This is a genomic window from Novosphingobium jiangmenense (genome assembly GCF_015694345.1).
Taxonomy (GTDB): Bacteria; Pseudomonadota; Alphaproteobacteria; order Sphingomonadales; family Sphingomonadaceae; genus Novosphingobium; species Novosphingobium jiangmenense.
Map to the genome: position 1 here is coordinate 208,892 of NZ_JADQDC010000006.1, position 26,085 is coordinate 234,976.

General features: G+C 63.4%; 20 protein-coding genes. 10 read left to right on the top strand and 10 right to left on the bottom strand.

The window, feature by feature from the left end:
* Window positions 1-74: 74 nt before the first annotated feature.
* Complete coding sequence (locus tag I2488_RS11045) at window positions 75-1,376, top strand: amino acid permease (RefSeq protein WP_246465614.1); 1,302 nt, start codon at window positions 75-77, stop codon at window positions 1,374-1,376.
* On the opposite strand, the gene I2488_RS11050 is transcribed toward I2488_RS11045, so the two are convergent.
* Window positions 1,330-2,931, bottom strand: coding sequence for a phytoene desaturase family protein (locus I2488_RS11050; RefSeq protein WP_196275851.1), 1,602 nt, complete (start codon window positions 2,929-2,931; stop codon window positions 1,330-1,332). The genes I2488_RS11045 and I2488_RS11050 overlap by 47 nt on opposite strands.
* Window positions 2,932-2,956: 25 nt before the next feature.
* Window positions 2,957-4,138 carry an aromatic ring-hydroxylating oxygenase subunit alpha gene (locus I2488_RS11055; protein ID WP_196275852.1) on the bottom strand — a complete coding sequence of 394 codons (1,182 nt, stop codon included), beginning with the start codon at window positions 4,136-4,138 and terminating at the stop codon, window positions 2,957-2,959.
* A gap of 61 nt (window positions 4,139-4,199) precedes the next feature.
* On the opposite strand from I2488_RS11055, the gene I2488_RS11060 reads away from it, so the two are divergent.
* Window positions 4,200-4,814 carry a TetR family transcriptional regulator C-terminal domain-containing protein gene (locus I2488_RS11060; protein WP_196275853.1) on the top strand — a complete coding sequence of 205 codons (615 nt, stop codon included), beginning with the start codon at window positions 4,200-4,202 and terminating at the stop codon, window positions 4,812-4,814.
* Here the strand turns inward: I2488_RS11060 and I2488_RS11065 are convergent.
* From I2488_RS11065 to I2488_RS11080, 4 genes are all read right to left on the bottom strand, one after another.
* Window positions 4,795-6,192 carry a M20/M25/M40 family metallo-hydrolase gene (locus I2488_RS11065; RefSeq protein WP_196275854.1) on the bottom strand — a complete coding sequence of 466 codons (1,398 nt, stop codon included), beginning with the start codon at window positions 6,190-6,192 and terminating at the stop codon, window positions 4,795-4,797. The two genes, I2488_RS11060 and I2488_RS11065, sit on opposite strands and share 20 nt — an antisense overlap.
* A 131-nt stretch (window positions 6,193-6,323) precedes the next feature.
* Window positions 6,324-7,178: a p-hydroxycinnamoyl CoA hydratase/lyase gene (locus I2488_RS11070; RefSeq protein WP_196275855.1), complete on the bottom strand. Its 855-nt coding sequence runs from the start codon at window positions 7,176-7,178 to the stop codon at window positions 6,324-6,326.
* A gap of 27 nt (window positions 7,179-7,205) precedes the next feature.
* A complete protein-coding gene (locus I2488_RS11075) occupies window positions 7,206-8,606 on the bottom strand; it encodes an aldehyde dehydrogenase (protein ID WP_196275856.1) in 1,401 nt (466 codons plus the stop codon).
* Window positions 8,607-8,977: 371 nt separating this feature from the next.
* Window positions 8,978-9,961 carry an NADPH:quinone oxidoreductase family protein gene (locus I2488_RS11080; RefSeq protein ID WP_214652348.1) on the bottom strand — a complete coding sequence of 328 codons (984 nt, stop codon included), beginning with the start codon at window positions 9,959-9,961 and terminating at the stop codon, window positions 8,978-8,980.
* A 462-nt stretch (window positions 9,962-10,423) separates the two neighbouring features.
* Here I2488_RS11080 and I2488_RS11085 point away from each other — a divergent pair, with 462 nt between their 5' ends.
* On the top strand, window positions 10,424-10,738 hold the full coding sequence (locus I2488_RS11085; protein ID WP_196275858.1) for a UrcA family protein: 315 nt from the start codon (window positions 10,424-10,426) through the stop codon (window positions 10,736-10,738).
* Window positions 10,739-10,821: 83 nt separating this feature from the next.
* Here the strand turns inward: I2488_RS11085 and I2488_RS11090 are convergent, their stop codons facing one another.
* The 3 genes from I2488_RS11090 to I2488_RS11100 form a co-directional block, all read right to left on the bottom strand.
* The gene (locus I2488_RS11090; protein WP_196275859.1) at window positions 10,822-11,739 is read right to left on the bottom strand and encodes a response regulator transcription factor; all 918 of its coding nucleotides are present in this window, start codon (window positions 11,737-11,739) and stop codon (window positions 10,822-10,824) included.
* Window positions 11,726-13,126: an ATP-binding response regulator gene (locus tag I2488_RS11095; RefSeq protein ID WP_246465615.1), complete on the bottom strand. Its 1,401-nt coding sequence runs from the start codon at window positions 13,124-13,126 to the stop codon at window positions 11,726-11,728. The genes I2488_RS11090 and I2488_RS11095 overlap by 14 nt, the downstream gene beginning before the upstream one ends.
* 231 nt (window positions 13,127-13,357) lie before the next feature.
* Window positions 13,358-13,561 (bottom strand): hypothetical protein, encoded by a 204-nt coding sequence (locus tag I2488_RS11100; protein ID WP_196275861.1) that lies wholly within the window; start codon window positions 13,559-13,561, stop codon window positions 13,358-13,360.
* Window positions 13,562-13,760: 199 nt separating this feature from the next.
* Between I2488_RS11100 and I2488_RS11105 the strand changes: the two genes are divergently transcribed.
* From I2488_RS11105 to glgX, 7 genes are all read left to right on the top strand, one after another.
* Window positions 13,761-14,300 carry a cytochrome b gene (locus tag I2488_RS11105; RefSeq protein ID WP_196275862.1) on the top strand — a complete coding sequence of 180 codons (540 nt, stop codon included), beginning with the start codon at window positions 13,761-13,763 and terminating at the stop codon, window positions 14,298-14,300.
* A 320-nt stretch (window positions 14,301-14,620) separates the two neighbouring features.
* Complete coding sequence (locus I2488_RS11110) at window positions 14,621-17,032, top strand: glycogen/starch/alpha-glucan phosphorylase (RefSeq protein ID WP_196275863.1); 2,412 nt, start codon at window positions 14,621-14,623, stop codon at window positions 17,030-17,032.
* A gap of 8 nt (window positions 17,033-17,040) precedes the next feature.
* Window positions 17,041-19,206 carry a 1,4-alpha-glucan branching protein GlgB gene (glgB, locus tag I2488_RS11115; RefSeq protein ID WP_196275864.1) on the top strand — a complete coding sequence of 722 codons (2,166 nt, stop codon included), beginning with the start codon at window positions 17,041-17,043 and terminating at the stop codon, window positions 19,204-19,206.
* Window positions 19,207-19,222: 16 nt separating this feature from the next.
* Window positions 19,223-20,482, top strand: a complete 1,260-nt coding sequence (glgC, locus tag I2488_RS11120; RefSeq protein WP_196275865.1) for a glucose-1-phosphate adenylyltransferase — start codon at window positions 19,223-19,225, stop codon at window positions 20,480-20,482.
* Window positions 20,479-21,957, top strand: a complete 1,479-nt coding sequence (gene glgA, locus I2488_RS11125) for a glycogen synthase GlgA (protein ID WP_196275866.1) — start codon at window positions 20,479-20,481, stop codon at window positions 21,955-21,957. The genes glgC and glgA overlap by 4 nt, the downstream gene beginning before the upstream one ends.
* Complete coding sequence (locus I2488_RS11130; protein WP_196275867.1) at window positions 21,954-23,582, top strand: alpha-D-glucose phosphate-specific phosphoglucomutase; 1,629 nt, start codon at window positions 21,954-21,956, stop codon at window positions 23,580-23,582. The genes glgA and I2488_RS11130 overlap by 4 nt, the downstream gene beginning before the upstream one ends.
* Window positions 23,579-25,345, top strand: a complete 1,767-nt coding sequence (gene glgX, locus I2488_RS11135; protein WP_196275868.1) for a glycogen debranching protein GlgX — start codon at window positions 23,579-23,581, stop codon at window positions 25,343-25,345. The genes I2488_RS11130 and glgX overlap by 4 nt, the downstream gene beginning before the upstream one ends.
* Window positions 25,346-25,348: 3 nt before the next feature.
* Here glgX and I2488_RS11140 read toward each other — a convergent pair whose 3' ends face one another.
* Window positions 25,349-25,996, bottom strand: a complete 648-nt coding sequence (locus I2488_RS11140) for an RBBP9/YdeN family alpha/beta hydrolase (protein WP_196275869.1) — start codon at window positions 25,994-25,996, stop codon at window positions 25,349-25,351.
* Window positions 25,997-26,085 lie beyond the last annotated feature (89 nt).

Here is a 26,085-nt window from a genome sequence, read left to right on the forward strand (position 1 = left end):
TCACAAACATGGTGACGCCTCGCGATCAAGCGTTAGTCTCCGCCGAGACCAAAATCCAGGGGACCACACTGCAAATGACCGGAGCGCGCAAGCTGGGCTTCTGGATGACCCTCGCCCTGGTCGTCGGCAACATGATCGGCTCGGGGATTTACATCCTCCCCGCCACGCTCGCGCCGCTGGGATACAACCAGTTGATCGGCTGGGCCGTGACGCTGGGCGGGGCACTATGCCTGGCATTCACTTTCGCCCGCCTCGGTGCGCGGCTACCGCTCGCGGGCGGCCCCTATGCCTATGCGCAGGCGGCGTTCGGACCGGTGGGAGGCTTCATCACGGCCTGGTCGTACTGGACGATGGTCTGGGCGGGCAATGGCGCTGTTGCCGTCGCGGTCGTCTCCAATCTCAGCCTGATCTTCCCGTTGATGGGCCGCATTCCCGGATTGCCCGCAGTGCTCTCGGTCGGCTGCGTGTGGCTGCTGACCGCAGTAAACATCCGTGGCGTCCGCGCGGCGGGGGACGTTTCGGTCGTGACCACCGCTCTCAAGCTGGTCCCTCTGGTGGGTCTCATCGGCCTGACGCTGTGGCTGTTAATGACCGGGGCACCCCACGCCGTACAACCTGCGGTGCCGTTATCCGGCTCGGTTGTGGCAACAGCGGCGGGCCTCACCTTCTGGGGCTTCCTCGGCCTCGAGTCCGCAACTGTCCCTGCCGACAAGGTGGACAACGCAGCGACAATCGTGCCGCGCGCCACGCTGATCGGCGTCGCCCTCACTGGGTTCGTCTACATCGGCATTTCAACCGCTTTTGCGCTCTATATGCCGATGCAGACCGCCGCCGCCTCACCTGCGCCAGTGGCCGATTTCCTAGCGCGGTTCTTCGGCTCCGGCGTTGGTCAGGTCGTCGCGGTATTCGCGGCGATCAGCGCGTTCGGCACGCTCAACGGCTTCATCCTGCTGCAAGGCGAAGTGCCGTGGGCGATGGCCAAAGGCGGCGTCTTCCCGCGCTGGTTCGCCGCAGAAGGTCCGCGCGGAACCCCCGTGCGCTCGCACATTGTCTCGAGCATCCTGCTCAGCATCGTGACGCTGCTGAACTTCGGACGCGGCATGGGCGATCTGTTCGCGTTCATCGCCTCGGTCAGCCTCGCCGCCGGGATGCTGTCCTACTTCCTCGCGATGCTCGCCGCCGTGCGCCTGCTGCCGACCGAGCGCCTGCTTGTCGTGGCGGCACTCGTCGGTGCGGGCTTCATCGGCTGGGCGGCGTGGGGCCTCGGGGTCGAGGCCCTTGCCTATGGCGCGGGCTTCATCGCGCTTGGCCTGCCGGTCTACCTGTGGATCAGGCGCGATGCAGCAGTTTCCACAGGACCGAACGATCGCGAATGATCTCATGCGCAGCGTTGTGGCCGGGAGCGCCGGTCACACCGCCGCCTGGGTGGGTGCCCGAACCGCACATGTAGAGGCCTTTGATCGGCGAACGATAGTCGCCATGGCCGAGCACAGGACGCGCTGCCCAGAGCTGGTCCAGCCCCATCGTGCCGTGGAAGATGTCCCCCCCGATCAGGCCGAACTTGCGCTCGAGATCGAGCGGCGAGTGGATCTGTCGCGCAATTACAGCACCCTTGAAGTTGGGTGCGTGCTCGGTGACGGTGTCGATGATCAGGTCCGCCACCTCCTCGCGGTGTGCGTCCCAATCGATTTTCGGATCGAACTGCTGGCAGAACAGGCTCGCGACGTGCTGGCCCGGAGGGGCAAGGCTGTCGTCCACCGTGCTCGGGATCTTGATCTCGACGATCGGCTTCTTCGACCAGCCGTGCTGCTGCGCGTCGATGAAGGCCTGGTCCATGTAGTCCATACCCGGCGCGATGATGATCCCGGCGGTATGGTGCTCGGCCTGCTCCTTGCCCGGCAGCACCGTGAAGTCCGGCAGCTCGGAGAGCGCCACGTTCATGCGGAAGGTGCCTGAACCGGTCTTGTAGCTCTTCATCCGCCGGTTGAAGTCCTCGTCGAGGTCGGACGAGTCCACGAGTTGACGGTAAAGCAATGCCGGCCCCACGTTCGCAGCAATGATCGGCGCGTACAGTTCCTCGCCACCCTCAAGCTTGACGCCCGCCGCCTTGCCGTTGTTCACAAGCACCTTTGAAACCGGCGCCTCAAGGCTGATTTCCACGCCCGCGTCGGCGCAGGCCCTGGCCATCGCCTGCGTGATCGCGCCCATGCCACCAACGGAATGGCCCCACGCGCCAAGCTTGCCGTTCACCTCGCCGAACACGTGGTGCAGCAGTACGTAGGCCGAGCCCGGCGTCGAAACGCCGGCATAGTTGCCCACCACCGCGTCGAAGGCGAAGGCCGACTTCACGTGATCGTCCTCGAACCAGCCGTCGAGGAAATCGCGGGCTGACTTGGTGAAAATGTCGAGCAGGTCACGCTGCGTGGCGACATCGAGCTTGGCGATGGGCCAACCCTGCATCGCCGCCGATTTCAGCGCCGCCAATCCGCCGCCGACATTGGGCGGCGTCTGCAGCGAGATGTCGCGCAGCACGTTGGCGACCTTCTCGAGGGCCGCGTCGTACTTGGGATAGGCCTCGGCGTCCTTCTTCGAGAACCGGGCGAACTCGGTCTCGGTGCGCCCCTCACCGCCGCCCAGCTTGAGATAGGTGTCGGGGAACGGGAAGAAGTTGCTGATCGTCCGCTCGATCACGCGATAGCCGTAATCGTGCAGCTTCATGTCCGCGATCACCTTGGGGCGCAGCAGGCTGACGGTGTAGCTCGCGGTCGAATTGCGGAAGCCGGGGTGAAACTCCTCGGTCACCGCAGCACCGCCAACGATGTCGCGGCGTTCAAGCACGCGCACCTTCATGCCTGCCTTGGCGAGATAGAAGGCGCAGACGAGGCCATTGTGGCCGCCGCCGATGATCAGAGCGTCATAACGGTTGGACATGTGGTAACTCCCCGGAATTTCTTGATTACTTCTTAGACCAACCGGCCGGCGGCGCCTTGTGCAGGCGTGCTTCGGGCGTGATCGCGCGGATCTTGCGGGCGAAGCTGCGTAGGCAAACCTCGCTCTTGCCGATTGGCCCGGCGCCATAGGTCTGCGAGGCCATGCCTTGCTGGATGCGCTCAATCAGCCAGGTGTCTTCCTTGTTGACGACACGGTTGATGCGCCAGTTGGCGTATCGGGCCAGTTTCATCTCCCGACGCCCATCCGGCAGCGCGTAGCACATCTCGCGCAGGACCGACGTCGTCGGCGTCAGCGGAATCCACTGCATGAAGTCGATCTGGTCGGCATAGATATCGAACGCGATGTTCGGCCAGAGCTTGTAATAGAGCCAGCGGCGCTGCGATTCCTGCGACAGGTGCGGCACCTCCGGCAGATGCGCCTGGTAAAAGCGCTCCCAGAAATTGGCGGAAGGCTTGTCGACAAGATCGCCTTTCATGCGGTCCGCCCAGCCGTGGTCCGATATCTCGTAGGACTTTCCAAAAATGCGCGTCAGGCCATCATGCGCGACCGGGATGTGCAGATTGTCGGAGTAGTTGTCGCCAACGTTCTTCCAGTTCACCTGCCGCTCGCGCAGGCGCACGTCGCCAATGCGGCGCATGTCCTCGAAGCGATAGGGGGCGACCTCCTCCTCAAAGGGCGCCATCATTTCCGCAACGCTGGGGAAGCCGCCATCGACCAGACGCACGAACACGAAGCCCCGCCAGATCTCGAGATCGACAGCCGCGAGGCCGTTCTCTTCCAACTTCAGCGCCGGATAATCGGATTTCATCGGCACGCCGGAAAGCCGTCCATCCGGCTCGAAAGTCCAGGCATGGTAAGGGCAGACCAGCTTTTTCGCGCAACCAACCGGCCCCTCGACCAGACGCATCGCACGGTGGCGGCAAACGTTGGTGAAGGAGCGGATCACGCCGTCATCGCCCCGGATCGCGATGACGCTTTCGTTCAGGTAATCGAGCGTGCGGTACTCGCCAGCGGTCACAATATCGCTTTCATGGCAGACGATCTGCCACGAGGGCCTGATCACCCGCTCCATCTCCACCGCGAAGTATTCGGGATCGGTGTAGAGCCAGCCCGGCAGGCTCCAGTCCGCATCCGGATCAACCTCGTCCGATGAAATGTGGCGGAATGCGCCGGAAAGATCGCCCATGTGCCCGAATCCAGATTTGCTTGTTGAACAATCGTACAACAACGGGCAGATTGTTCAAGCCATGAACCAGACGGCCCCCTCGCCCGCGTTCCGACGCGAAGAACCCGACGCTCGCCGACTCAGCCTGATCGAAGCTTGCGCCCGCGTGCTGGCACGAAGCGGCGCGGCCGGCGCCAGCGTCCGGGCAATCGCGCAGGAAGCGGGCGCTTCAGTTGGTCTTGTCGGACACTATTTCGGCGGAGTGGATGCGCTCGTCTCGGCAACCTATGACCATGTCGACAGGCAGGTGGCGCAAGCGCTCGATAAGGCGGTCGCCACTGCGGGCGATGATCCGCGCGCAAGACTCGAAGCCTTCGTCACCGCGAGCTTCGCCCCGCCAATCGCGGATCCGGCCCTGCTTGCCACGTGGATCGCGTTCTGGAGCCTTGTCACTGCACGCAAGGACATCGCCCGCCAGCATGACGAGCAGTACGCCGGCTACCGGGCAAGGCTTGAGGGCTTGCTGGGCGATTGCGGCGTCGCCACAACAGCAAGGCGTCGCCACGCCATCGCGGTAACTGCACTGGTCGACGGCTTGTGGCTCGAACTCTGCCTCTCGCCGGGCTGCTTCACGGCGCAGGAAGCGCGGGACATTGCCCGCGACTTCCTCGCCTTGATCACTTCGTCAGATCGGTGATCAGGCTCAGGTAATAGGTGATACCGGGGCGGATGTTGGATAGCCGCGTCCGTTCGTTCAGACCGTGCGAGAAGTCCTCGCTGTCCTTCGAAAACGAAGGGCTCAGGCCATAGCTCGGGATACCGAGCGCGCGGAACCACATCGAATCCGACGCACCGGAAGCCTGCGAAGGAATGAGCGGGACGCCAGGATAGGCCTTGCCCATGGCCTTCGAAACTGCGGCCAGCACATCGGCCCGCGCCGGCGACGCCGGCGTGGCGACCGAACCCGCCGTCACATCGCTGATCTTTACCGCCGGGTCATCGATCACCTTGGCCAGTTCGGCCATGATCGCTTCCTTTGAATGGCCCGGGAATATGCGGCAATTGATGTTGGCGAAAGCGCGCTGCGGCAGGGCGTTCTCCGCATGGCCACCGCCAAGCATGGTCGGCACGCAAGTCGTTCCGACCTTGCCCACCATCGAGGGGTCTGCGCGCAAGGTAGCCAGCGCCTTTTCGTCGGCCGGGTTGGCCGCGAACGCACGCATGGCGGCGGCAGTCTCGGGCCTGTCGGTAAAGGCTGCAGCCTTCTCGAAATACCCCTTGGTGATCTCGTTCTGCTCGGCCTTGAACTTGTACGCGCCCACCTTCGCCAGCGCTTGCGACAGCTGGACGATGGCATTGTCCGGTCGGGGCGCAGAGCTGTGACCGCCGGGGTTGGTCACCTCCAGCCGGTAGTCGGCATAGGTCTTTTCCGCCCCCTGCCAGGTCCAGTACAACGGCTTGCCGGTGGTCTCGTCGAGCGTCCCGCCACCACCGTCGACATTGATGACCAGTTCTGCGTTCTTGAGCTTTTCGGCGATGATGGCGCTGGTCTTCATCGTGGTTTCCTCGTCCCCGGAAAACTCGATGACGATGGTGCGCTTGGGCTTGTAACCCTGGCGGCGCAGTTCGATCAGCGTGGACAGTGCGAGCGCTCCGTCGAACTTCATGTCGCTGGCACCGCGCCCGTAGAGAATCCCGTTCTCCACCACCGGCACGAAGGGATCGCGCTCCCAATCCTCGCGCTTGGCCTCGACCACGTCCATGTGGCCGGAGATCACCAGCGGCTTGAGCGCGGGATTGCTGCCCTTCCAGGTGGCGATGAAATAGGCCGTATCGTCAACCGGAGTGATCTCGATGTCCGAAGCGCTCCACCCGCCAGCGACCAGCGCATCGCCGAAGAGCTTGGCCACGTCGACGGTCTTGTTACCCTCTCCCCTGACCGAACGGATCGCGATGGCCTTCTGCGACAGGTCGAGCACCTGTGCCTCGGCCTTCGGGTAGGACGGCTCTTTCGCGGCGGCGGGCATCGAGAGCGCCACCGAAGCGGCAAGAGCGATACGGAACTTTGCGACCATGAACACGACTCCTTTGCCGTGAAACTGGCCAGAAGCACCGTGGCAAGCAACTGCTTTTAGAAGGCATTTCAAATCAGAAGGGCCCCGGACGCAGATGCGTCCGAGGCCCCTCGCAAACGACAAAGCCGCGATCAGCGCTTGATCTTGCTCGTATCGAATGTGCCAAGACCGGGCTTGAAGCTTTTCTCGTCAAGGAACTGACGCGTCGCTTCCTTGCGCGCTTCCACGCCACCGAAGTTGTGCAACGCTTCCTGCGCGCGGATCAGATAATCCTCGGCATTGTCGTAGGTCATCTCCGTCATGCGACGCACGGCCCACTTGGTCGCGCGCAGGGCATGTCCGTCCTTCTTGCACAGCGCCTGCGCGATCTCGAGTACACGAGCGTGGAGCTGATCAGCGGGCACGGCTTCGGTGACGAGGCCCTGTTCTTCCGCCTGCTTGCCGGTCAGGTTCTCGCCCATCATCGCGTGGTACATCGCCTTGCGCAACGGCATGAGGTCTGCCGCAACCTTCGACGCCCCGCCGCCCGGCAGAATGCCCCAGTTGATTTCCGACAGGCCGAACTGCGCATCTTCCGATGCAACGGCAATGTCGCAGGCAAACAGCGGGCCATAACCGCCGCCAAAGCACCAGCCGTTGATCATGGCGATGGTCGGCTTTTCGTACCAGCGCAGGCGCTCCCACCAGGAATAGGCTTCGCGCTGTGCCTTGCGGATGGACCAGAGTCCTTCAGCCTCGGTCTCGCGGAAGTATTCCTTGAGATCCATGCCGGCCGACCATGCGTCACCTTCGCCGGTCAGGACCAATACCTTGACGTCTTCGCGAAATTCGAGATCCGCAATGACCCGGCCCATCTGCCGGTTGAGCTTGGGGCTCATGCAGTTGCGCTTCTCGGGGCGGTTGAACTTCACCCAGGCAATGCCGTCCTCGACGGTGTAAGCGACGGTATCTTCTTCCGCGCGCTCGATCTTCTGCTGTTCGGTCATGGTCGTTCCTCTAGGGTAATCTAAGAATCAGATCGGATAATGGCCGGGCTGGGTTTCCATCGTGATCCAGCGCAGCTCCGTGAAGCTGTCGATCCCCGCCTTGCCGCCGAAGCGGCCGTAGCCCGATGCGCCGACGCCGCCGAAAGGCATCTGCGCCTCATCGTGCACCGTCGGGCCGTTGACATGGCAGATGCCCGACTTGATCTGGCGGGCAACGCGCAGGCCGCGCGCGGTGTCGCGGGTAAACACCGCGGCAGACAGACCGTACTCGGTGTCGTTGGCAAGTTCGATCGCATGAGCCTCGTCACGAGCACGGATGACGCCGACGACCGGCCCGAAGCTCTCGTCGCGAAACAGCTTCATGTCCTGCGTCACGCCGGCAACGACATGGGCGGGCATCAGCACGTTGTGCGTCGTCTCGCCGCCGGTCAGCAGTTGCGCGCCCTTGGCCAGGGCATCATCGATCAAGCTCTGGCAGTGGGCGACGGTCTTGGCATCCACAACAGCACCAAGCGGGGTGGTGCCTTCACGCGGATCGCCAACGGCCATCGAAGAAACCTTCGCCTTGAACTTCTCCGCGAAGGCATCGGCCACTGCGTCGACAACGATGATCCGCTCGGTCGACATGCAGATCTGGCCCTGATTCATGAACGCACCGAAGGCCGCCGCCTTGACCGCTTCATCCAGATCGGCGTCCTCGAGCACGATCAACGGCGCCTTGCCGCCGAGTTCGAGCAGGCAGGGCTTCAGGTGCTGCGCTGCGCGCGTCGCGATAATGCGACCGACTGCGGTGGAACCGGTGAAGTTGATGCGCTTCACTTCGGGTGCATCGATCAGCGCACCGACAACATCCGCCGCATCCTTCGGCGCATTGGTGACGACATTGACGACGCCCTCGGGGAAGCCGGCCTCGGCGAAAGCGTCGATAATCAGGGCATGGGTGCGCGGACACTGCTCCGAAGCCTTGAGGATCACGGCATTGCCACAGGCCAGCGGCACGGCAATCGCGCGAACACCCAGAATGATCGGCGCGTTCCACGGCGCAATTCCCAGAATTACCCCGACGGGCTCACGCAGCGCCATGGCCACGCAACCCGGCTTGTCCGAAGGAATCACTTCGCCGGAGATCTGCGTCGTCAGCGCCGCAGCCTCGCGCACCATGCTGGCGGCAAGACCGAGATTGAACAGGGCCCATCCCTTGGTCGCGCCGATCTCTCCCATCATCGCTTCGACGAATGCGTCCGCGCGCGCTTCGAGTGCAGCGGCGGCCTTCATCAGCACCGCGCGTCGAGCGTTGGGTCCCATCGCTGCCCATGCCGGAAAGGCGCCTGCCGCGCGCGCGGCAATGGCCGGGATATCGACTGCCTGCATCGCCTCAGCGGTCGAAGCGACGGCGCCGGTCATCGGATTCAAGCGTTCAAACTTCATCTGCGCTCTCCCATTCTGTTATGATTTATAGCAATCAAACGAAATCGCCGCAACAGGACAATTCAGACAAGGAACGACCTGACCTTTTGTGCAGGAAATGCACGAACTCCGATCGCTCCACAGCACGAAGCGGCCCCCACGACTTTCGATAAACCCTTGTTTTGCTGCACTTTTGAGGGAAGGAGACTCCAGCCCGGATGTGAGACGCCAAGTCTAAGTTGCAACCTATGCAACTGTGTACGTATGTTTCGCACTTGCACAAACACCGACCGAGGCCCATCTCGGACGGGCCTTTCAGGCATCCTCTCCCAAACTTTCCAGGGCCGCCCGGCAACGGTGCGGCCCCTTTTTTTGCCCGCGTGATGCGCCCTTCACTCTGCGTGTGGAAGGATCACGCTCCGCCCGACCACGGTGCGCAACTCCATCGCGCTAAAGGCCTGTTCCCAGTCGGCCAGCGCGTACGTTGCATGAACGCTCGGAGAGATGCGCCCCTCTGCAGCCAAGGCAAGAATGGCAGAGTTGTTCTCGACACCACGTTCCGGAAAGCGGCGGCCATACTCTCCTGCGCGCACGCCAACGACCGAGAATCCCTTGATAAGGGCGATGTTCGCACCGACCTGGGGAATGCGCCCGCCGGCAAAACCGATCACCAGCAGGCGCCCATCGAACGCGATACAGCGGGTGGATTCGTCGAACACGTCGCCGCCGACCGGATCGAAGACAAGGTCCGCCCCTTTCCCACCTGTCAGGGCGAGGACTTCCTCGCGGAATCCCGGTGCACCGTCGATCACCCGGGCCGAGCCATAGAGCGCGCGGATCGCCTCACGCTTGGCTTCGGTCGAGGCCGCGGCGATTACATCGAGCCCAAGGGCAATGCCAAGGTCAACTGCGGCAAGGCCTACACCCCCCGCAGCACCATGAACTAGCAGGGTTTCGCCTGCTTGGGCGCCGCCTCTGCGGACCAGCGCAACCCACGCCGTCAGATAGGCGGCCCTCAGCGAGGCGCCTTGAGCAAAGGACAAGCGGCTCGGCAAGCGCATCAAGCCGGTTTCCGCGAAACAACCGTATTGCGCGACGCTTCCGGTCAATCCTCCGGCAATTACGGCGTCTCCCTCTCGCCATCCGCTGCCGGTAGGCGCCTTCACGATCGTCCCCGCACACTCCATTCCAGGAATGAACGGCAACGCGGGCTTTGCCTGGTAGCGCCCACGCGTCATCAGCAGATCGGGGAAACCGAGTGCCGCCGCCTCGATCCGCACAAGGACCTCTGCTTCGCGCGGTTCGGGAATCGGCAATTCGACAAGCCGGACTCCGGACAGATCATCCGACAGTTCCTGAACCTGAACCGCGCGCATCATCGTCATCTGTTTCTCCCCGGACAACCTGACGCATTACGCGCTCCCGACCAAGATCGGCCTCATGACCGATTCTACAAAAAAATATTTTTGCCGCCGATGCTGCACTGCACAACCAAGCTGACACTGCTGGATAAGCCAACAAGACCGGCACGCGGGCTGCCGACCACCCACAGCACAAGCCCCTGACTTCCGCCAAAAATCTTGAACGGTTGTCCTAAGTCTCATTCCGACAGCAACAACTTATGCATGAATTTCGAATTCGATCAGCGACCTTTCATGTTGCGTGGCAGCAGCCAAAACCCCGGGAAACCATGGGTTTCGGCGCAAAAACGTCTTGTTCATGCCGCGTGAGGCGCCTAATTTATGCGTGGATCACGAGGCAGGCAAACTGCACGGTCCGTCATAAGCAGGGCCGGAGAACGGCACCTGCAAAAAAGACAGTACGCAGGAGAATGCCCAATGAAGACCTTTATCGCCACCGCGCTGGCGGTCGGCTTGCTGTCTGCATCGCAGATCGCATTCGCCGCTCCCGCCCCGCAGACCGTCAACATCGTCGTCAACGCTGATGGACTTGACCTGGCCCGCGCATCCGACATGCGCCGCCTGCGCAACCGCATTGCTGACGCCGCTGCCGAAGCCTGCGATCCCTCGGACCGCATGATCGTCACGCCGATGCCTGATTACCAGTGCCGCCGCGCGGCCGTCGCCAGCGTCGAACCGATGGTCCAGGAGCTCGCCCAGGCCGCTCGCAGCGGCAGGATGGCGCGCCGCTGAGCCAGGCAGGTGTTACCCAGCCAACAACGCCGTGAGACGGGCATTCCGCCAGTCTCGCGGCGTTGTCGCATTCAGGGTCGCATTCAGGTGCCAAGAACCTTGATCGCCACCGCCGCTGCCGCAGCCCGTGTTTCAACGCCCAGCTTCTCGTAAATTCGTTCGAGATGCTTCTGCACGGTGCGTGGACTGATTGCGAGAACCTCGGAAATCATCCCGTTCGACTTGCCGTAGCTGATCCACAGCAGCACCTCGGCTTCGCGATCGGTTAGTGCGAGTTTCTGCTGCAGGCTGGCAACGTCGGCCTTCGGGTTCAGTTCGTTCAGGCGGATCAGCACCTCGCTTTCGCGATACCGTGCGATCATTACCAGTTCGAGCGCACTGTCCCCCTGCTCGATCCGCACCGATGCTCCGGGAGCATCGCGTGCCAGCAGGCGCAGGAGCGGCGCTCTGATTTCCCCCGGAAGAGCCGTCTCGCCTTTGCTCCATTCAGGATTGACCCGCTTGATCGCACGTTCGGCCAGCGGCGTACACCAAAGCAGCGCACCTTGGGGGTCGACCGACATCATCAGACGCCCAGTCGCATCAAGACCCGCTGCACTTGCGTGCATCGCGCGTGCGTTGCCCAGGTGGACTCGCACCCTTACCAGCAGTTCGTGCACATTGACCGGCTTGCGCAAGTAATCCACGCCGCCGACCTCGAACCCCTCGATCACGTGCTCGCTTTCGGTAAGGCCGGTCATGAACACGACCGGCACTTGCGCAAGCTCAGGCCGGGCCTTGATCCGCGACGTAGTCTCGAAGCCGTCGATCCCGGGCATGACCGCATCCATCAGGATAAGATCCGGCACGACATGCTCCAGCAGATCGAGAGCGGCCGATCCCGAAATCGCGACGAGCACGGTGATACCCGCACCCTCGAGAGTATCGGTCAGGAAACGGAGCGAGTCCGGCTCGTCGTCAACCACCAGAACCGTATCGCGCCGCACATTAGCGCCACTCATCGGGAAGCTCCTCCAGAATTCGCGCCATTGCGGCCAGGTCGAAGCGATCAAGGCATCCGAACAGCCGCGCGGCGAGGTCTGCGCCCGCAGCGTCCGCCTGTTCGAGGCCCTTGATCTCTTCCTCAAGCCCGCGAACGTGCCCGATACGGATGAGAGACCTGATCCGCTCCACCCGTTCGCGCGCGCCTGCGGAAATCGAATGGTCCGATGCAGCGGCACGATTCATGCTCTCTGCCACCGGCTTTATCCAGACCAGTTTCAGCTGCCTGCCGAGTGCATCGACCAATGCGCCGAGGTCCACAGGCTTGAGCAGAAACGCATCGTGATCGGCCTCTTGCCCAGCCAGTCCATGACGCTCGAAAGCATTTGCCGAGAGCATCAGCACCGGAAACCTCTCACCTGCATTCCGGCTCAGGCGGGCAGCGACATCCCAACCTGACATGCCCGGCATGCTGACATCGCAGATTACCGCATCGATCCTGTTTTCGGTAGCGAGCGACAATGCTCCCTGCCCATTGCTGGCCTGCAGGATTATGAAGCCCAGTTCGCCGAGCGCGGTACGCAGGACGGCGAGATGGTCCGCGTCGTCGTCGACGAGAAGTATCGTCCGGCGCGTGCCTTCGTAACCGGTTGGCCTTGCTGCCTCGGATCCGGACTCGACAAAACCCGAAACCTGCGAAGCCATGAATCTCAGCGTGAAGCAGCTGCCCCTGCCGGGTTCGCTGTCCAGCCTCAATTCGCCGCCGAGCATTCGTGCGATTGCGCTGGTGATGGCAAGCCCAAGCCCTGCACCGGCGCGATCTGCATCGGGTCCGGCTGCCCGCTCATAGGGCACGAAGATCCTCTCCTGCCGCTCTTTCGAAATGCCGGGGCCGGTATCTTGCACATCGATGGTCGCCACCTGCCCGGACCAGCGCAAAACGATGCGGACTTCCCCGGATTGGGTAAACTTTACCGCATTGGACACCAGATTTATCAGCGCCTGGCGAACGCGGCGCTCGTCCATCCGAACGAACTCGGGCAAGCGCGCGGGCAGCTCGCAGGCAAAGCCGAGGCCCTTCTCGGCGGCAAGCGGCGCAAACATTTCGGCGACCTGTTCGACCACCGCACCCAAGCGGACCACGCCGTTGTCCACCCGGACGATGCCCTGCTCCACCGAGGCGATGTCGAGCAGGCCTTCGACCAGATTGGTGAGATGTTCGGCGCTGCGGCGGATCACGCGCGCCGCATCGCGAGGATTGACCTCGGCACCGCGCTCGACCAGCTGTGCGTAACCGTAGATGGCGTTCAGCGGCGATCGGATCTCATGGCTCAGGTTTGCCAGAAACCGGCTTTTCGCCTCGTTCGCCGCTTCCGCCACTGCAACCCGACGGCGCAGTTCGAGCATTTCCTCGTCGCCTTGGTCGCTTCGGTCAGGCTGACAGGAAGCGGTTGCCGCTGACACGGGCCCGGCATCCTGCCGAAGCAAACCATCCAGCCTGTTTCCGTCCTGACGGAAAGTCACCATAGAAACGACCCCGCGCGCCGTCCTGTTGTTTCCGGCACACGCGGTTTGTGCACTGCAACGAAGGCAAACTCAACCCCTACACCGGCCCTGTCCGGACATGGGGCACTACTATCAGATCAGCTGGTCGCGCTGCAGGCGCTGCATCAGACGCTCGGCGACGGAATGGCGGATTGCCTTGCCCTCGCGAAGCTTCACCCACGTGTTCAGGCCGATTCCGAAGTGATTCTGGATCACCTCGGGTTTCTGGCATTTGAGGATCGATGCCATCTTGTGAACGACGGCGGGCTCTACCTGTGTAAGACGTGGCGTTGACATGATCCCTCACGACCTATGGTTTCTGTCGACACCATATTTTTTGCACCGCCCAAGGGGCATACGTCATTTGCCGCATCGCATTACTTGACGGCTGTCATAATTTGACGGGCCGATGTCGGAATTCCCGCGACAATCCGATACGTGACGAACCACATCGGATGGCCTAGATGAATGGCATTCAAGGTCGAGGGGACAAGCAATGGCGACGATCGCAGGCAGCGAACAACTGGTCCGTTACAACACTGTTGCGCGGGCATTTCACGCCGTAATCGCGGCGATGGTCATCTTCAACCTGCTCACCGGAATCTTCGGCGATGCAATCGAGGATATCTGGCAGCCCTTCCCCGCGCACAAGGCTACCGGAATTCTGATCCTGCTGCTGTCACTCGGACGTCTTGCCTGGCGCTTTACCTGGACCATGCCCGATTGGCCCTCGACCATGGGCAGCCTGCAGCGCAAGGTTGCCCGCCTCACCCACGGCCTGCTCTACGCGCTGATGCTGATCGTGCCGCTCACCGGCTGGATCTTCTCCTCGGCTGGCAAGTATCCGCTTTCGATCTACGGCCTGTTCGACTGGCCGAAACTTGCCGTGACCAAGGGCTCTGCCCTGGCCGAAGCCGCCCACGAAGGCCACGAAGTGCTGGGCTTTCTGATGGCTGGCTTGGTCGTGCTGCATGTTGCTGCAGCGCTGCACCATCATTTTGTCATCAAGGACAACATCTTGCGCCGCATGCTGTAATGCGCAGACGTATTCTGCCCGACAAGCATCAGCAAAACCCGTAAGTGCCCCCTACAAGGGATTGGGGGGCCAATGCAGATTGCCACGATCGGCGCGTTCTGTTCACCAGCAGACCGGACAGGTTGCAATCGCCGCTTGCTCATTTCGGCTGACGTCGCCTACCTTCCCCTGCGGGAGTACGATGCAAGGTCTTGCCTGCTTCACCCGCAGCATCGCGGGAGAGTTCGGCACACCACCTCGAAAGGTCGGTGCAACAGGCGCCGGGCAGCGGGCTTGAACGTCAGCCTGCTTCCGGCCCCAAGCAGGGTGGGACTTGCGCGATGAGCAATGACAAGAATTCCGGTGCCAGCGAGATCGACGAAAAGATCATCGACGTGCTGCGCCACCGCGTCGGCAAGGACGAACGCGCGGCCAAGCCGCATGACTGGTATACCGCCACCGTCCTTACCCTGCGCGATGCGATCATCGATCAGTGGATGGATTCCACCCGCAAGACCTACGAACAGGGTGGCAAGCGGGTCTATTACCTCAGCCTCGAATTCCTGATCGGCCGCCTCCTGCGCGATGCCCTCTCCAACATGGGCCTGACCCGCGAAATGGAAAAGGCCTTGCGCGAGCATGGCTTCGACCTCGCCGCGCTCGAAAATCTCGAGCCTGACGCGGCTCTTGGCAACGGCGGCCTCGGCCGTCTCGCCGCCTGCTTCATGGAAAGCCTCGCCAGCCTCGACATCCCCGCCTACGGCTACGGCATCCGCTACGTGAACGGCATGTTCCGCCAGCGGATCGACGATGGCTGGCAGGTCGAACTGCCCGAAACCTGGCTGAGCCACGGCAACCCTTGGGAATTCGATCGTCGCGAGAGCGCCTACATCATCGGCTTCGGTGGCGAGGTCGTCGCCAATGGCGATGCGGTGGAATGGCGCCCGGCCGAAAAGGTGGAAGCCAGCGCGGTCGACACGCCCGTCGTGGGCTGGCGCGGCAAGCGCGTCAACACCCTGCGCCTGTGGACCGCCCACGCCTTCGACCCGCTGCGGCTCGATGCCTTCAACGCCGGCGACCACTTCGGCGCGCTGGCCGAACAGGTCCGCGCCGACAGCCTCGTCCGCGTGCTCTATCCGGCTGACTCCACCCCCGCCGGGCAGGAACTGCGCCTGCGGCAGGAGTACTTCTTCACCTCGGCCTCGATTCAGGACATCGTCCGCCGCCACGTCCAGTTCCACGGCGACATCCGCACGCTTCCGGAAAAAGCCGCGATCCAGCTCAACGACACGCACCCTGCCGTCGCCGTTGCGGAACTGATGCGCCTGATGGTCGACGTTCACGGCCTGGAATTCAGTGAAGCCTGGGAAGTGACCAAGGCCACTGTCGCCTACACCAACCACACGCTCCTGCCCGAAGCGCTCGAATCCTGGCCGCTGCCGCTGTTCGAACGCCTGCTCCCGCGCCACATGCAGATCGTCTACGCGATCAACAGCCGCGTCCTGCGCGAGGCCCGCAAGGCCGGGATGGACGACGCCGCCATCGCCGCGATCAGCCTCATCGATGAGGGTGGCGAGCGCCGCGTGCGCATGGCCAACCTCGCCTTCACCGGCGCGCACAGTGTCAACGGCGTGGCGGCGCTGCACACCGACCTGATGAAGACCACCGTCTTCTCCGATCTGCACAAGCTCTATCCCACCCGCATCAACAACAAGACCAACGGCGTCACCCCGCGCCGCTGGCTGCAGCAGTGCAATCCCGGCCTGACCTCGGTTCTGAAGGACGCGATCGGCCCGGCTTTCCTCGATAACGCCGAAAAACTCTCGGACCTCAACGCCCTGGCCAACGATGCCGCGCTCGGCGAACGCATTGCCGAGGTCAAGCGCAGCAACAAGATCGCGCTGGCCAAGCACATCAAGGAACTGATGGGCATCCGCCTCGATCCCGACGCCTTGTTCGACGTCCAGATCAAGCGCATCCACGAATACAAGCGCCAATTGCTCAACCTGATCGAGACGGTCGCGCTCTACGATCAGATCCGCAGCCATCCTGAACGTGACTGGGTGCCGCGCGTGAAGATCTTCGGCGGCAAGGCAGCTTCGAGCTACCACAATGCCAAGCTGATCATCAAACTGGCCAACGACATCGCCCGCCGCGTCAATTCCGATCCTTCGGTCGGCGGTCTGCTGAAGGTCGTGTTCGTCCCGAACTACAACGTCAGCCTGGCCGAGAAGATCATCCCGGCGGCAGACCTGTCCGAACAGATTTCGACCGCAGGCATGGAAGCCTCGGGCACCGGCAACATGAAGTTCGCCCTCAACGGTGCGCTGACCATCGGCACGCTCGATGGTGCGAATATCGAGATCAAGGACCGCGTTGGCGATCCCAACATCGAGATCTTCGGCCTGACCGCGCAGGAAGTCGAGGACATGCGCGCGCAGGGCTACAACCCGCGCGAAGTCATCGAGGCCTCGCGCGAGTTGCAGCAGGCCATCGCCGCCATTGCCACCGGCGTGTTCTCGCCCGATGATCCGCAGCGTTATGCCGGCCTGATGGGCGGCATCTACGACCACGACTGGTTCATGGTCGCCGCCGACTTCGACAGCTACCACGCCGCCCAGCGCAACATCGATCGCCGCTGGGAACAGCAGGCAGCCTGGCGCGCTTCGGCAATCCGCAACATAGCCAACGTAGGCTGGTTCTCGTCCGATCGCACGATCGGCGAATATGCCCGCGATATCTGGGGGGTCTGAAAGCCAGCATGAAGCCACCGGCGAGCGCCATCGATGCCCTGCTTGACGGGACGCACGCCGACCCCTTCTCGCTTCTCGGCATCCACGAAGGACCCGAAGGCGCTTTCGCGCGCGCAGTCCTTCCCGGTGCCGAGGAAGCGGTGGCTTGGTCGCTTTCGGGCAAGAAGCTCGGCAAACTTACCCGGGTTGACGGACGCGGCCTGTTCGAAGGCAAGGTCAAGGGGCCGCGCCAACCGGTGCGCTATGCCTGCAAGGCAGGCACTCACGAATGGCTGGTGACCGATCCTTACTCGTTCGGCCCGGTGCTCGGCCCGCTTGACGATTTCTTGATTGCCGAGGGCACCCACCACCGCCTGTTCGACAAGCTGGGCGCGCACCTGATCGAGCACGAGGGCGTTTCCGGCGTCCACTTCGCGGTCTGGGCGCCCAACGCGCAAGTCGTGAGCGTGGTCGGCGATTTCAACGATTGGGACCATCGCCGCCACCCGATGCGCCGCCGCGCGGACATCGGCGTGTGGGAGGTCTTCATCCCCGACATCGGCGAACACCGCACCTACAAGTACCGCGTAGTCAGCGCCGATGGCACCGTCTTGCCGCTCAAGGCAGATCCCTTCGCGCAAGCGGCGGAATTCCGCCCCAGCACGGCCTCGATCACCGCTCACCCGGTCAAGATGGACTGGGGCGATGCCGATCACCGCGCCCATTGGGCCAGTGTCGATGCCCGCCGCCAGCCGATGTCGATCTACGAGGTCCATCCCGGTTCCTGGCAAAAGCCCCATGACGAGGGCTTCTACACCTGGGACGAACTGGCCGACCGGCTGATCCCCTACGTCGCGGAAATGGGCTTCACCCACATCGAATTCCTGCCCGTATCCGAACACCCCTACGATCCGTCGTGGGGCTATCAGACCACCGGCCTCTATGCCCCCAGCGCACGCTTCGGCCCGCCTGAAGGCTTCGCCCGTTTCGTCGACGGCGCACACCGCGCCGGCATCTCGGTGTTGATCGACTGGGTGCCCGCGCACTTCCCCACCGACGAACATGGCCTCGTCCGCTTCGACGGCACCGCGCTTTACGAACACGAAGATCCCCGCCTCGGCTTCCACCCTGACTGGAACACGCTGATCTACAACTTCGGCCGCCGCGAAGTGGTCAGCTTCCTCGTCAACAACGCGCTGTTCTGGGCCGAGCGCTACCATGTCGACGGCTTGCGCGTCGATGCGGTCGCCTCGATGCTCTACCGCGATTACTCGCGCAAGGCGGGCGAATGGATTCCCAATGCCGATGGCGGGCGCGAGAACTGGGAAGCGGTCGAATTCCTCAAGGCGATGAATCGCGCGGTCTATGCCAGCCACGCCGGGTTCCTGACAATTGCCGAGGAATCCACCTCTTGGCCCGGCGTCAGCAAGCCTGCGTTCGACGAAGCGCCGCGCGAACACCTGGGCTTCGGCTTCAAGTGGAACATGGGCTTCATGCACGATACGTTGAAGTACATGGCGCGCGATCCGGTCCACCGGCAGTACCATCACGACGAGATCACCTTCGGCCTGATGTACGCCTTCAGCGAAAATTTCGTCCTGCCGCTGAGCCATGACGAGGTCGTCCACGGCAAGGGTTCGCTCCTCAACAAGATGAGCGGCGACGACTGGCAGAAGTTTGCCAACCTGCGCGCTTACTACGGCTTGATGTGGGGTTATCCCGGCAAGAAGCTGCTGTTCATGGGACAGGAATTCGCACAGCGTCGCGAATGGAGCGAAGCGCGCTCGCTCGACTGGGACCTGCTCGATGCCCCGGCGCACGAAGGTGTCCGCCGCTGGGTCCGCGATCTCAATCGCGTCTATGCCAGCCGCCCTGCCCTCCACGCCCGCGATTGCGAGCCCGAGGGCTTCGAATGGCTGGTGGTCGATGACGCGCAGGCCTCGGTCTTCGCATGGCTGCGTAAGGCACCCGGCGCCAAGCCGGTCGCGGTGATCTGCAACATGACGCCGCAGGTCCATGGCCACTACCGCCTGCCACTGCCGCACGATGGCGCATGGCGCGAGGTGCTCAACAGCGATGCGCAGGACTACGGTGGTAGCGGCATCGGCAATCTCGGCCAGGTTAACGCGGAAGGCGGGGCGGCCTTCGTGGTCCTGCCGCCACTGGCCACGCTGATACTCGAATTCCAGGGATAAGGACGGAGAACAGGGGATGCGCGAAACTTACTCTCAGCCGCTGGCGCGTGATGCAATGGCCTATGTCCTTGCCGGAGGCCGGGGCAGCCGGCTGAAGGAACTGACCGACAACCGCGCCAAGCCTGCGGTCTACTTCGGCGGCAAGTCGCGCATCATCGACTTTGCCCTTTCGAACGCGATCAACTCGGGCATTCGCCGCATCGGCGTTGCCACGCAGTACAAGGCGCACTCGCTGATCCGCCACATGCAGCGCGCGTGGAACTTCATGCGCCCGGAACGCAACGAAAGCTTCGACATCCTCCCCGCCTCGCAGCGCGTGTCGGAGGATCACTGGTACGAAGGCACCGCCGATGCCGTGTTCCAGAACATCGACATCATCGCCTCCTACGCGCCCAAGTACATGGTCATCCTCGCGGGCGACCACATCTACAAGATGGACTACGAGCTGATGCTCCGCCAGCACGTGGAGAGCGGCGCTGACGTGACCATCGGCTGCCTTGTCGTGCCGCGCATGGAAGCCACCGGCTTCGGCGTCATGGCCGTCGACAAGGCTGACACGATCACCGATTTCATTGAAAAGCCAGCCAATCCCCCCGGCATCCCCGGCAACGAGGAGATGGCGCTGGCTTCCATGGGCATCTACGTGTTCGAGACGAAGTTCCTGTTCCAGATGCTGCAGGAAGACGCGATCGATCCCAATTCGAGCCGCGATTTCGGCAACGACATCATCCCGAAGATCGTGAAGAACGGCAAGGCCGTCGCTCACCGCTTCACCAATTCCTGCATCCGCGCTGCCGAGGAAATCGAGGAATACTGGCGCGATGTCGGCACCCTGGACGCCTATTTCGAGGCCAACCTCGACCTCACCGACACCGTGCCCAAGCTCAACATGTACGACCGCGACTGGCCGATCTGGACCGACCAGATCATCGCGGCTCCTGCCAAGTTCGTGCATGACGAGGATGGCCGCCGCGGCATGGCGATCTCGTCGCTGATCAGCCAGGACTGCATCGTCTCGGGCGCCATCGCCAAGCGCAGCCTGTTGTTTACAGGCGTAAAAATGGGCTCGTTCTCCTCTTGCGAGGAAGCGGTGATTCTGCCCTACTGCAACATCGGACGCGGCGCCCGCCTCAGGCGCGTAATCCTCGATTCCGGCGTGCGCATCCCCGAAGGCCTCGTCGTCGGCGAAGATCCTGAGCTCGACGCCCGCCGCTTTCGCCGCTCCGAAAGCGGAGTTTGCTTGATTACCAAGCGGATGATCGAACAACTGGCATGACGATCCGGGCCCTGTCCATCGCCTCGGAGGCAGTGCCGCTGGTCAAGACCGGTGGCCTCGCCGACGTGGCGGGAGCCTTGCCTGCGGCAGTTGCGCCGCACGGCGTTGAAATGACGACGTTTCTGCCGGGCTATCCGGCAGTGATGAAGGCGATTTCCCGCCCCCGCGCGCTCCACGTCTGGGACAACCTGCTGGGCGAAAGGGCGCGGCTGGTCGGCGGGAAGATCCACGGCTATCCCCTTCTAGTTCTTGATGCACCAGCGTTTTTCCAGCGCGAGGGCAACCCTTACGTCGACTCCTCGGGCCGGGACTGGGCGGACAACTGGCGCCGCTTCGCGGCATTCGGTCGCGCTGCGGCTGATGTTGGCGCCAGCGCGGTCAAGGGACGGACGTTCGACCTTGTCCATGCGCATGACTGGCAGGCCGCCATGGCATTGGCATACCTGCGTTTTTCGCCGCCCGAAGGTGGCAGGCGCGTGCCCTCGGTGATGACCATTCACAACATGGCGTTCCAGGGGCACTACGGCGCCGACGTCTTCCCGGCGCTCGGTTTGCCGCCCCATGCCTGGGCGATGGACGGGGTGGAGTACCACGGCGGCGTCGGCTTCCTGAAAGCAGGTCTCGAAGCCGCCAGCATGATCACCACGGTCAGCCCGACCTATGCGCGAGAGATCCGCACAGCGGAATTTGGCATGGGTTTGGAAGGACTTATCGTCAGCCGGGCCGATCGCGTGATGGGCATTGTCAACGGGATCGACACCGCGCAATGGAACCCGGCAACCGATATCCAACTCTCGCAGGCATACGGGCAACTCTCGAAGGCCAATGGGCAACTCTCCCTCGGCAAACGGGTAGCAAACAAGCGCGCGCTGGAGGCAGAGTTCGGGCTTGAAGAGAGCGACGGCCCCCTCTTCATCGCCGTCACCCGTCTCACCTGGCAGAAGGGCATCGACGTCCTTCTCGAGTGCATCGACCACCTCGTCGGCATCGGCGGCCGCCTCGCCATGCTCGGGTCGGGCGACAAGGCGATGGAGAACGCGTTCCATGCCGCCGCGATGCGTCACCCCGGCAAGGTCGGCGTGCGCATCGGCTATGACGAGGGGCTTTCGCACCGGATGCAAGGCGGCGGGGACGCGATCCTTGTGCCGTCCCGCTTCGAGCCTTGCGGCCTGACGCAACTTTATGGCCTCGCCTATGGCTGCGTGCCGGTGGTGGCGCGGACCGGGGGCCTTGCCGATACCGTGATCGATGCCAATCTGGCGGCGGTGATGGACGGCGTGGCGACCGGCGTGCAGTTCGATGGCGTCAACTATGCCAGCTTGGCCGATGCGATCAGCAGAACTGTCACACTCTACTGGCAACGCGATACCTGGCGTGCCATGCAGCGCGCCGGCATGAAGACCGACTTCTCGTGGAACCGCTCCGGCAAGGCCTACGCCGACCTCTATGCCGCCCTCATCGCGGAGGACCAATGACCCGTACCGTACCGTCGACGCCCTATTCCGGCCAGAAGCCCGGCACGTCCGGCCTGCGCAAGAAAGTGAAGGTTTTCCAGCAGCCCAACTACGCTGAAAACTTCATTCAGGCGGTGTTCGACGTGGTCGAACGGGAACCGGGCAGCACGCTGGTGCTCGGCGGCGACGGACGCTTCCACAACCGCACGGTGATCCAGCAGGCCATCCGCATCGCGGCAGCCAATGGCTACGCCAAGGTGCTGGTCGGCCAGGGTGGCATCCTCTCGACACCCGCCGCGTCCAACGTCATCCGCAAGTACGGCGCGAGTGGTGGCCTGATCCTCTCGGCCAGCCACAATCCCGGGGGCCCGGAGGAAGACTTCGGCATCAAGTACAATATCGCCAACGGCGGCCCAGCCCCCGAAGGCGTGACCGAGGCGATCTATGCCCGGACCCAGACGATCGATCGCTGGCTGACGGTCGATGCGCCCGATGTCGATCTCGACACGCTGGGCACGACGACGGTCGGCGACCTCACCGTCGAGGTGATCGATTCCGTGGCCGACTATGCCGAGCTGATGGAATCGCTGTTCGATTTCAACGCGATCCGTGCGAACGTGGCGGGCGGCTTCACCATGGCGTTCGACGCGATGAGCGCCGTGACCGGGCCTTACGCCACCGAAATCCTCGAGAACCGCCTCGGTTTCCCCAAAGGCACCGTGCGCAACGGCGTGCCGCTGGAGGATTTCGGCGGGCACCACCCCGACCCCAACATGGTCCACGCCCACGAATTGTTCGAGACGATGTTCGACACCGATGCGCCAGACTTCGGCGCGGCCTCGGACGGCGATGGGGACCGCAACCTGATCGTCGGGCGCCACCGTTTCGTCACGCCATCGGACAGCCTCGCCATGCTTGCCGCCAACGCGCATCTGGCGCCTGGTTATGCCTCAGGCCTCAAGGGCATTGCCCGCTCGATGCCGACCAGTGCTGCGGCGGATCGCGTGGCCGAAGCGCTGGGGCTTCCGTGCTTCGAGACGCCGACCGGGTGGAAGTTCTTCGGCAACCTGCTCGACGCCGGCATGGCGACGATCTGCGGCGAGGAAAGTGCCGGGACCGGCAGCGACCACGTGCGCGAGAAGGACGGGCTGTGGGCCGTGCTGCTCTGGCTCAACATCCTCGCCGTGCGCAAGATCAGCGTCGACCAACTGGCGCGCGAGCATTGGGCGAAGTTCGGGCGCAACTACTATGCGCGCCACGATTACGAGGCCCTGCCGACCGACAAGGCCGATGCGCTGATGGCCGAACTGAATGCCTCGCTCCCCGCCCTTGTCGGCAAGTCCTTCGGATCGCTGGAAATTGCCGAGGCGGACAACTTCTCCTACCTCGACCCGGTCGATGGTTCGACCAGCAGCAATCAGGGCGTCCGCGTGATGTTCGTGGGCGGCTCGCGTGTGGTGTTCCGCCTCTCGGGCACTGGCACCGAAGGTGCGACCTTGCGCATCTACCTCGAACGCTATGAGCCGGTGGGCGGCGATCTGGATCGCGAGACGCCGGACATGCTGGCCGATCTGATCGCAGCGGCGGACGCCATTGCGGGCATCACCCGCCACACTGGTCGGACTGCGCCCGACGTGGTGACGTGAAGCCGGGAATTACGTTCGCGGACGGAAAGACCCGCTTCACCGTCCGCTCCCCCCGTGCCGAAGCCCTGACGCTCTGCCTGTTCAATGGCGAGACGGAAGAGCGCGTGCCGATGGTGCGCGCGGGCGAGTGCTGGAGCGTTGAACTGACAGGCGAACGGCGCGGTGCCCGCTACGGTTACCGCGCTTGCGGAGAGTGGCGCCCTGAGGCCGGTCTCTGGTTCGATCCGGCCAAGCTGCTGGTCGATCCTTATGCCTCGGAGCTGGACCAGCCTTTCCGGTATGATGCGCGCCTGTCGGCTTATGGCGTCGATACGGCGGCGATTCTCCCGAAGGCCATCGTCGGTGACCTCCAGCCCGTCGTCCCTTCCCCGCCGCTGTTCCGCCACGGCGAGCTGATCTACGAGCTCAACGTGCGCGGCTTCACAATGCTGCATCCCGACGTGCCCGCCCCCTTGCGCGGCACCGTTGCAGCGCTCGCCCATCCGGCGGTGATCGCGCACCTCAAGCGCCTGCACGTTTCGGCCATCGAACTCATGCCGATCGTTGCCTGGATCGACGAGCGGCACCTGCCCCCGCTCGGCCTGAGCAATGCCTGGGGCTACAATCCCGTTGCAATGATGGCGCTTGATCCGCGCCTCTGTCCCGGTGGCGTCGCCGAATTGCGCGATACCGTGGCGGCGCTGCGGGCCGAAGGGATTGGCGTGATCCTCGACATCGTGCTCAATCACAGCGGCGAATCCGACGTGCTCGGCCCGGTCATCTCGCTGCGTGGTCTCGACGATGCGGCCTATGCCAAGGCGCCTGACGGCAGCCTGATCAACGACACCGGTTGCGGCAATACGCTCGACTTCGGCAACCCGGCGGTGCGCGAACTGGCGCTCGATACGCTGCGGCATTTCGTGCGGCATTGCGGCGTCGACGGCTTCCGCTTCGATCTGGCGCCGATCCTTGCGCGCAGCCCCGGCTTTTCTGCCGATGCGCCGATCTTTGCCGAGATTGCCGCCGATCCGCTGCTGGCCGACCGCGTGATGATTGCCGAACCTTGGGACATTGGCCCCGGCGGCTATCAGCTGGGACGTTTCCCGGCGAACTGGCTGGAATGGAACGACAGGTTCCGCGATGACGTACGCCGGTTCTGGAAAGGCGAGGCTGGGGTCGATGTGCTGGCAACGCGCATTGCCGGCTCTGCCGATCTGTTCGGCAAGGATTGCCGCTCGGTCAATTTCCTCGCCGCACACGACGGTTTTACGCTGGCCGATACGCTGGCCTACGAACACCGCCAGAACTGGGCCAACGGCGAGGACAATCGCGACGGGCACGGCGAGAACTTCAGCTGGAACAATGGTGTGGAGGGCGAGACGGACGATGCCGAAGTCCTCGCCCGTAGGTCGGCCTATGCTCGCGCCATGCTCGGCACGCTGTTCGTCTCGACCGGCACGATCATGCTGACGGCGGGCGACGAGTTCGGCCGGAGCCAGCGCGGCAACAACAATGCCTATGCGCAGGACAATACCATCACGTGGATCGACTGGGCGAACCGCGATCTGGCGCTTGAGGCTTACGTTTTCTCGCTCGCGGCATGGCGCGCCGAACGGGTGAGTGCGTTCACGCGCTTCTCCGAAGAGGGCTTATGGCAGCGGCTGGATGGCGTGCCCATGCATCCGGGCGACTGGGAATGGCCGCAGACGCCCGGATTTTCATGGCATGGGCCGGACTATGGCTTCCGGATAGACCGGACCGGGCCCGAAGCCGGTCCGGCCTGAGCTTCAGGCTCCCAGACGACGCAGGGCGCGGTCGGGGTGGAAGGAGCCGAGCGGGACGCGCTGGGTGCTTTCGAGAACTACCGGCCAGGGCAGGAGCTGGTTCAGCAGCAGGCGACCGAACGTCCATTCGCCAAGTCCGGATTCGGCATTGATATGGCCCACCTCGCCCGCGTCGGCAAAGCGGCTGCCCCATGCGCGGGCGAGATGCCGGGCCTGCCCGATGCCCATGTAGGGATCGTTGCGACTGGCAACGAGGATCGACGGGAACGGCAGTTCTCCGTGCGGAAACGGGGCGAAGCGCGTGAGGCGGCGGTCGATGGGCCGCACTTCCACGTCTGGCGGCGCGACCAGCAGGGCGCCGAGGACCTTGCCGTCGGCAGGTTTCTCGAACTCGGCCCACCATGCCACGGCGAGGCAGCCGAGGCTGTGCGCTACGAGCACCACCGGGCGATCCGCCTTGTGCACGGCCAAGTTGATCTTGTTGACCCAGGTATTGCGGTGCGGATCGTCCCACAGCCCAAGGTCGATGCGCTCGCAATCGGTGAGGTCCTGCTCCCATTGCGTCTGCCAATGACCGGGGCCGCTGTTGCCGAGCCCGGGAACGGTGAGGATGAGCGGGTCCTGCCCCGCGAACGAGCGTTGGTGAGTCATCTGCTATCTCCTGAAGCGGAAAGCCGGTCGACTCGGATTACGTCCCGACATGCCTCACAGATAACTCAACTAATTTGATAGACAAGAGG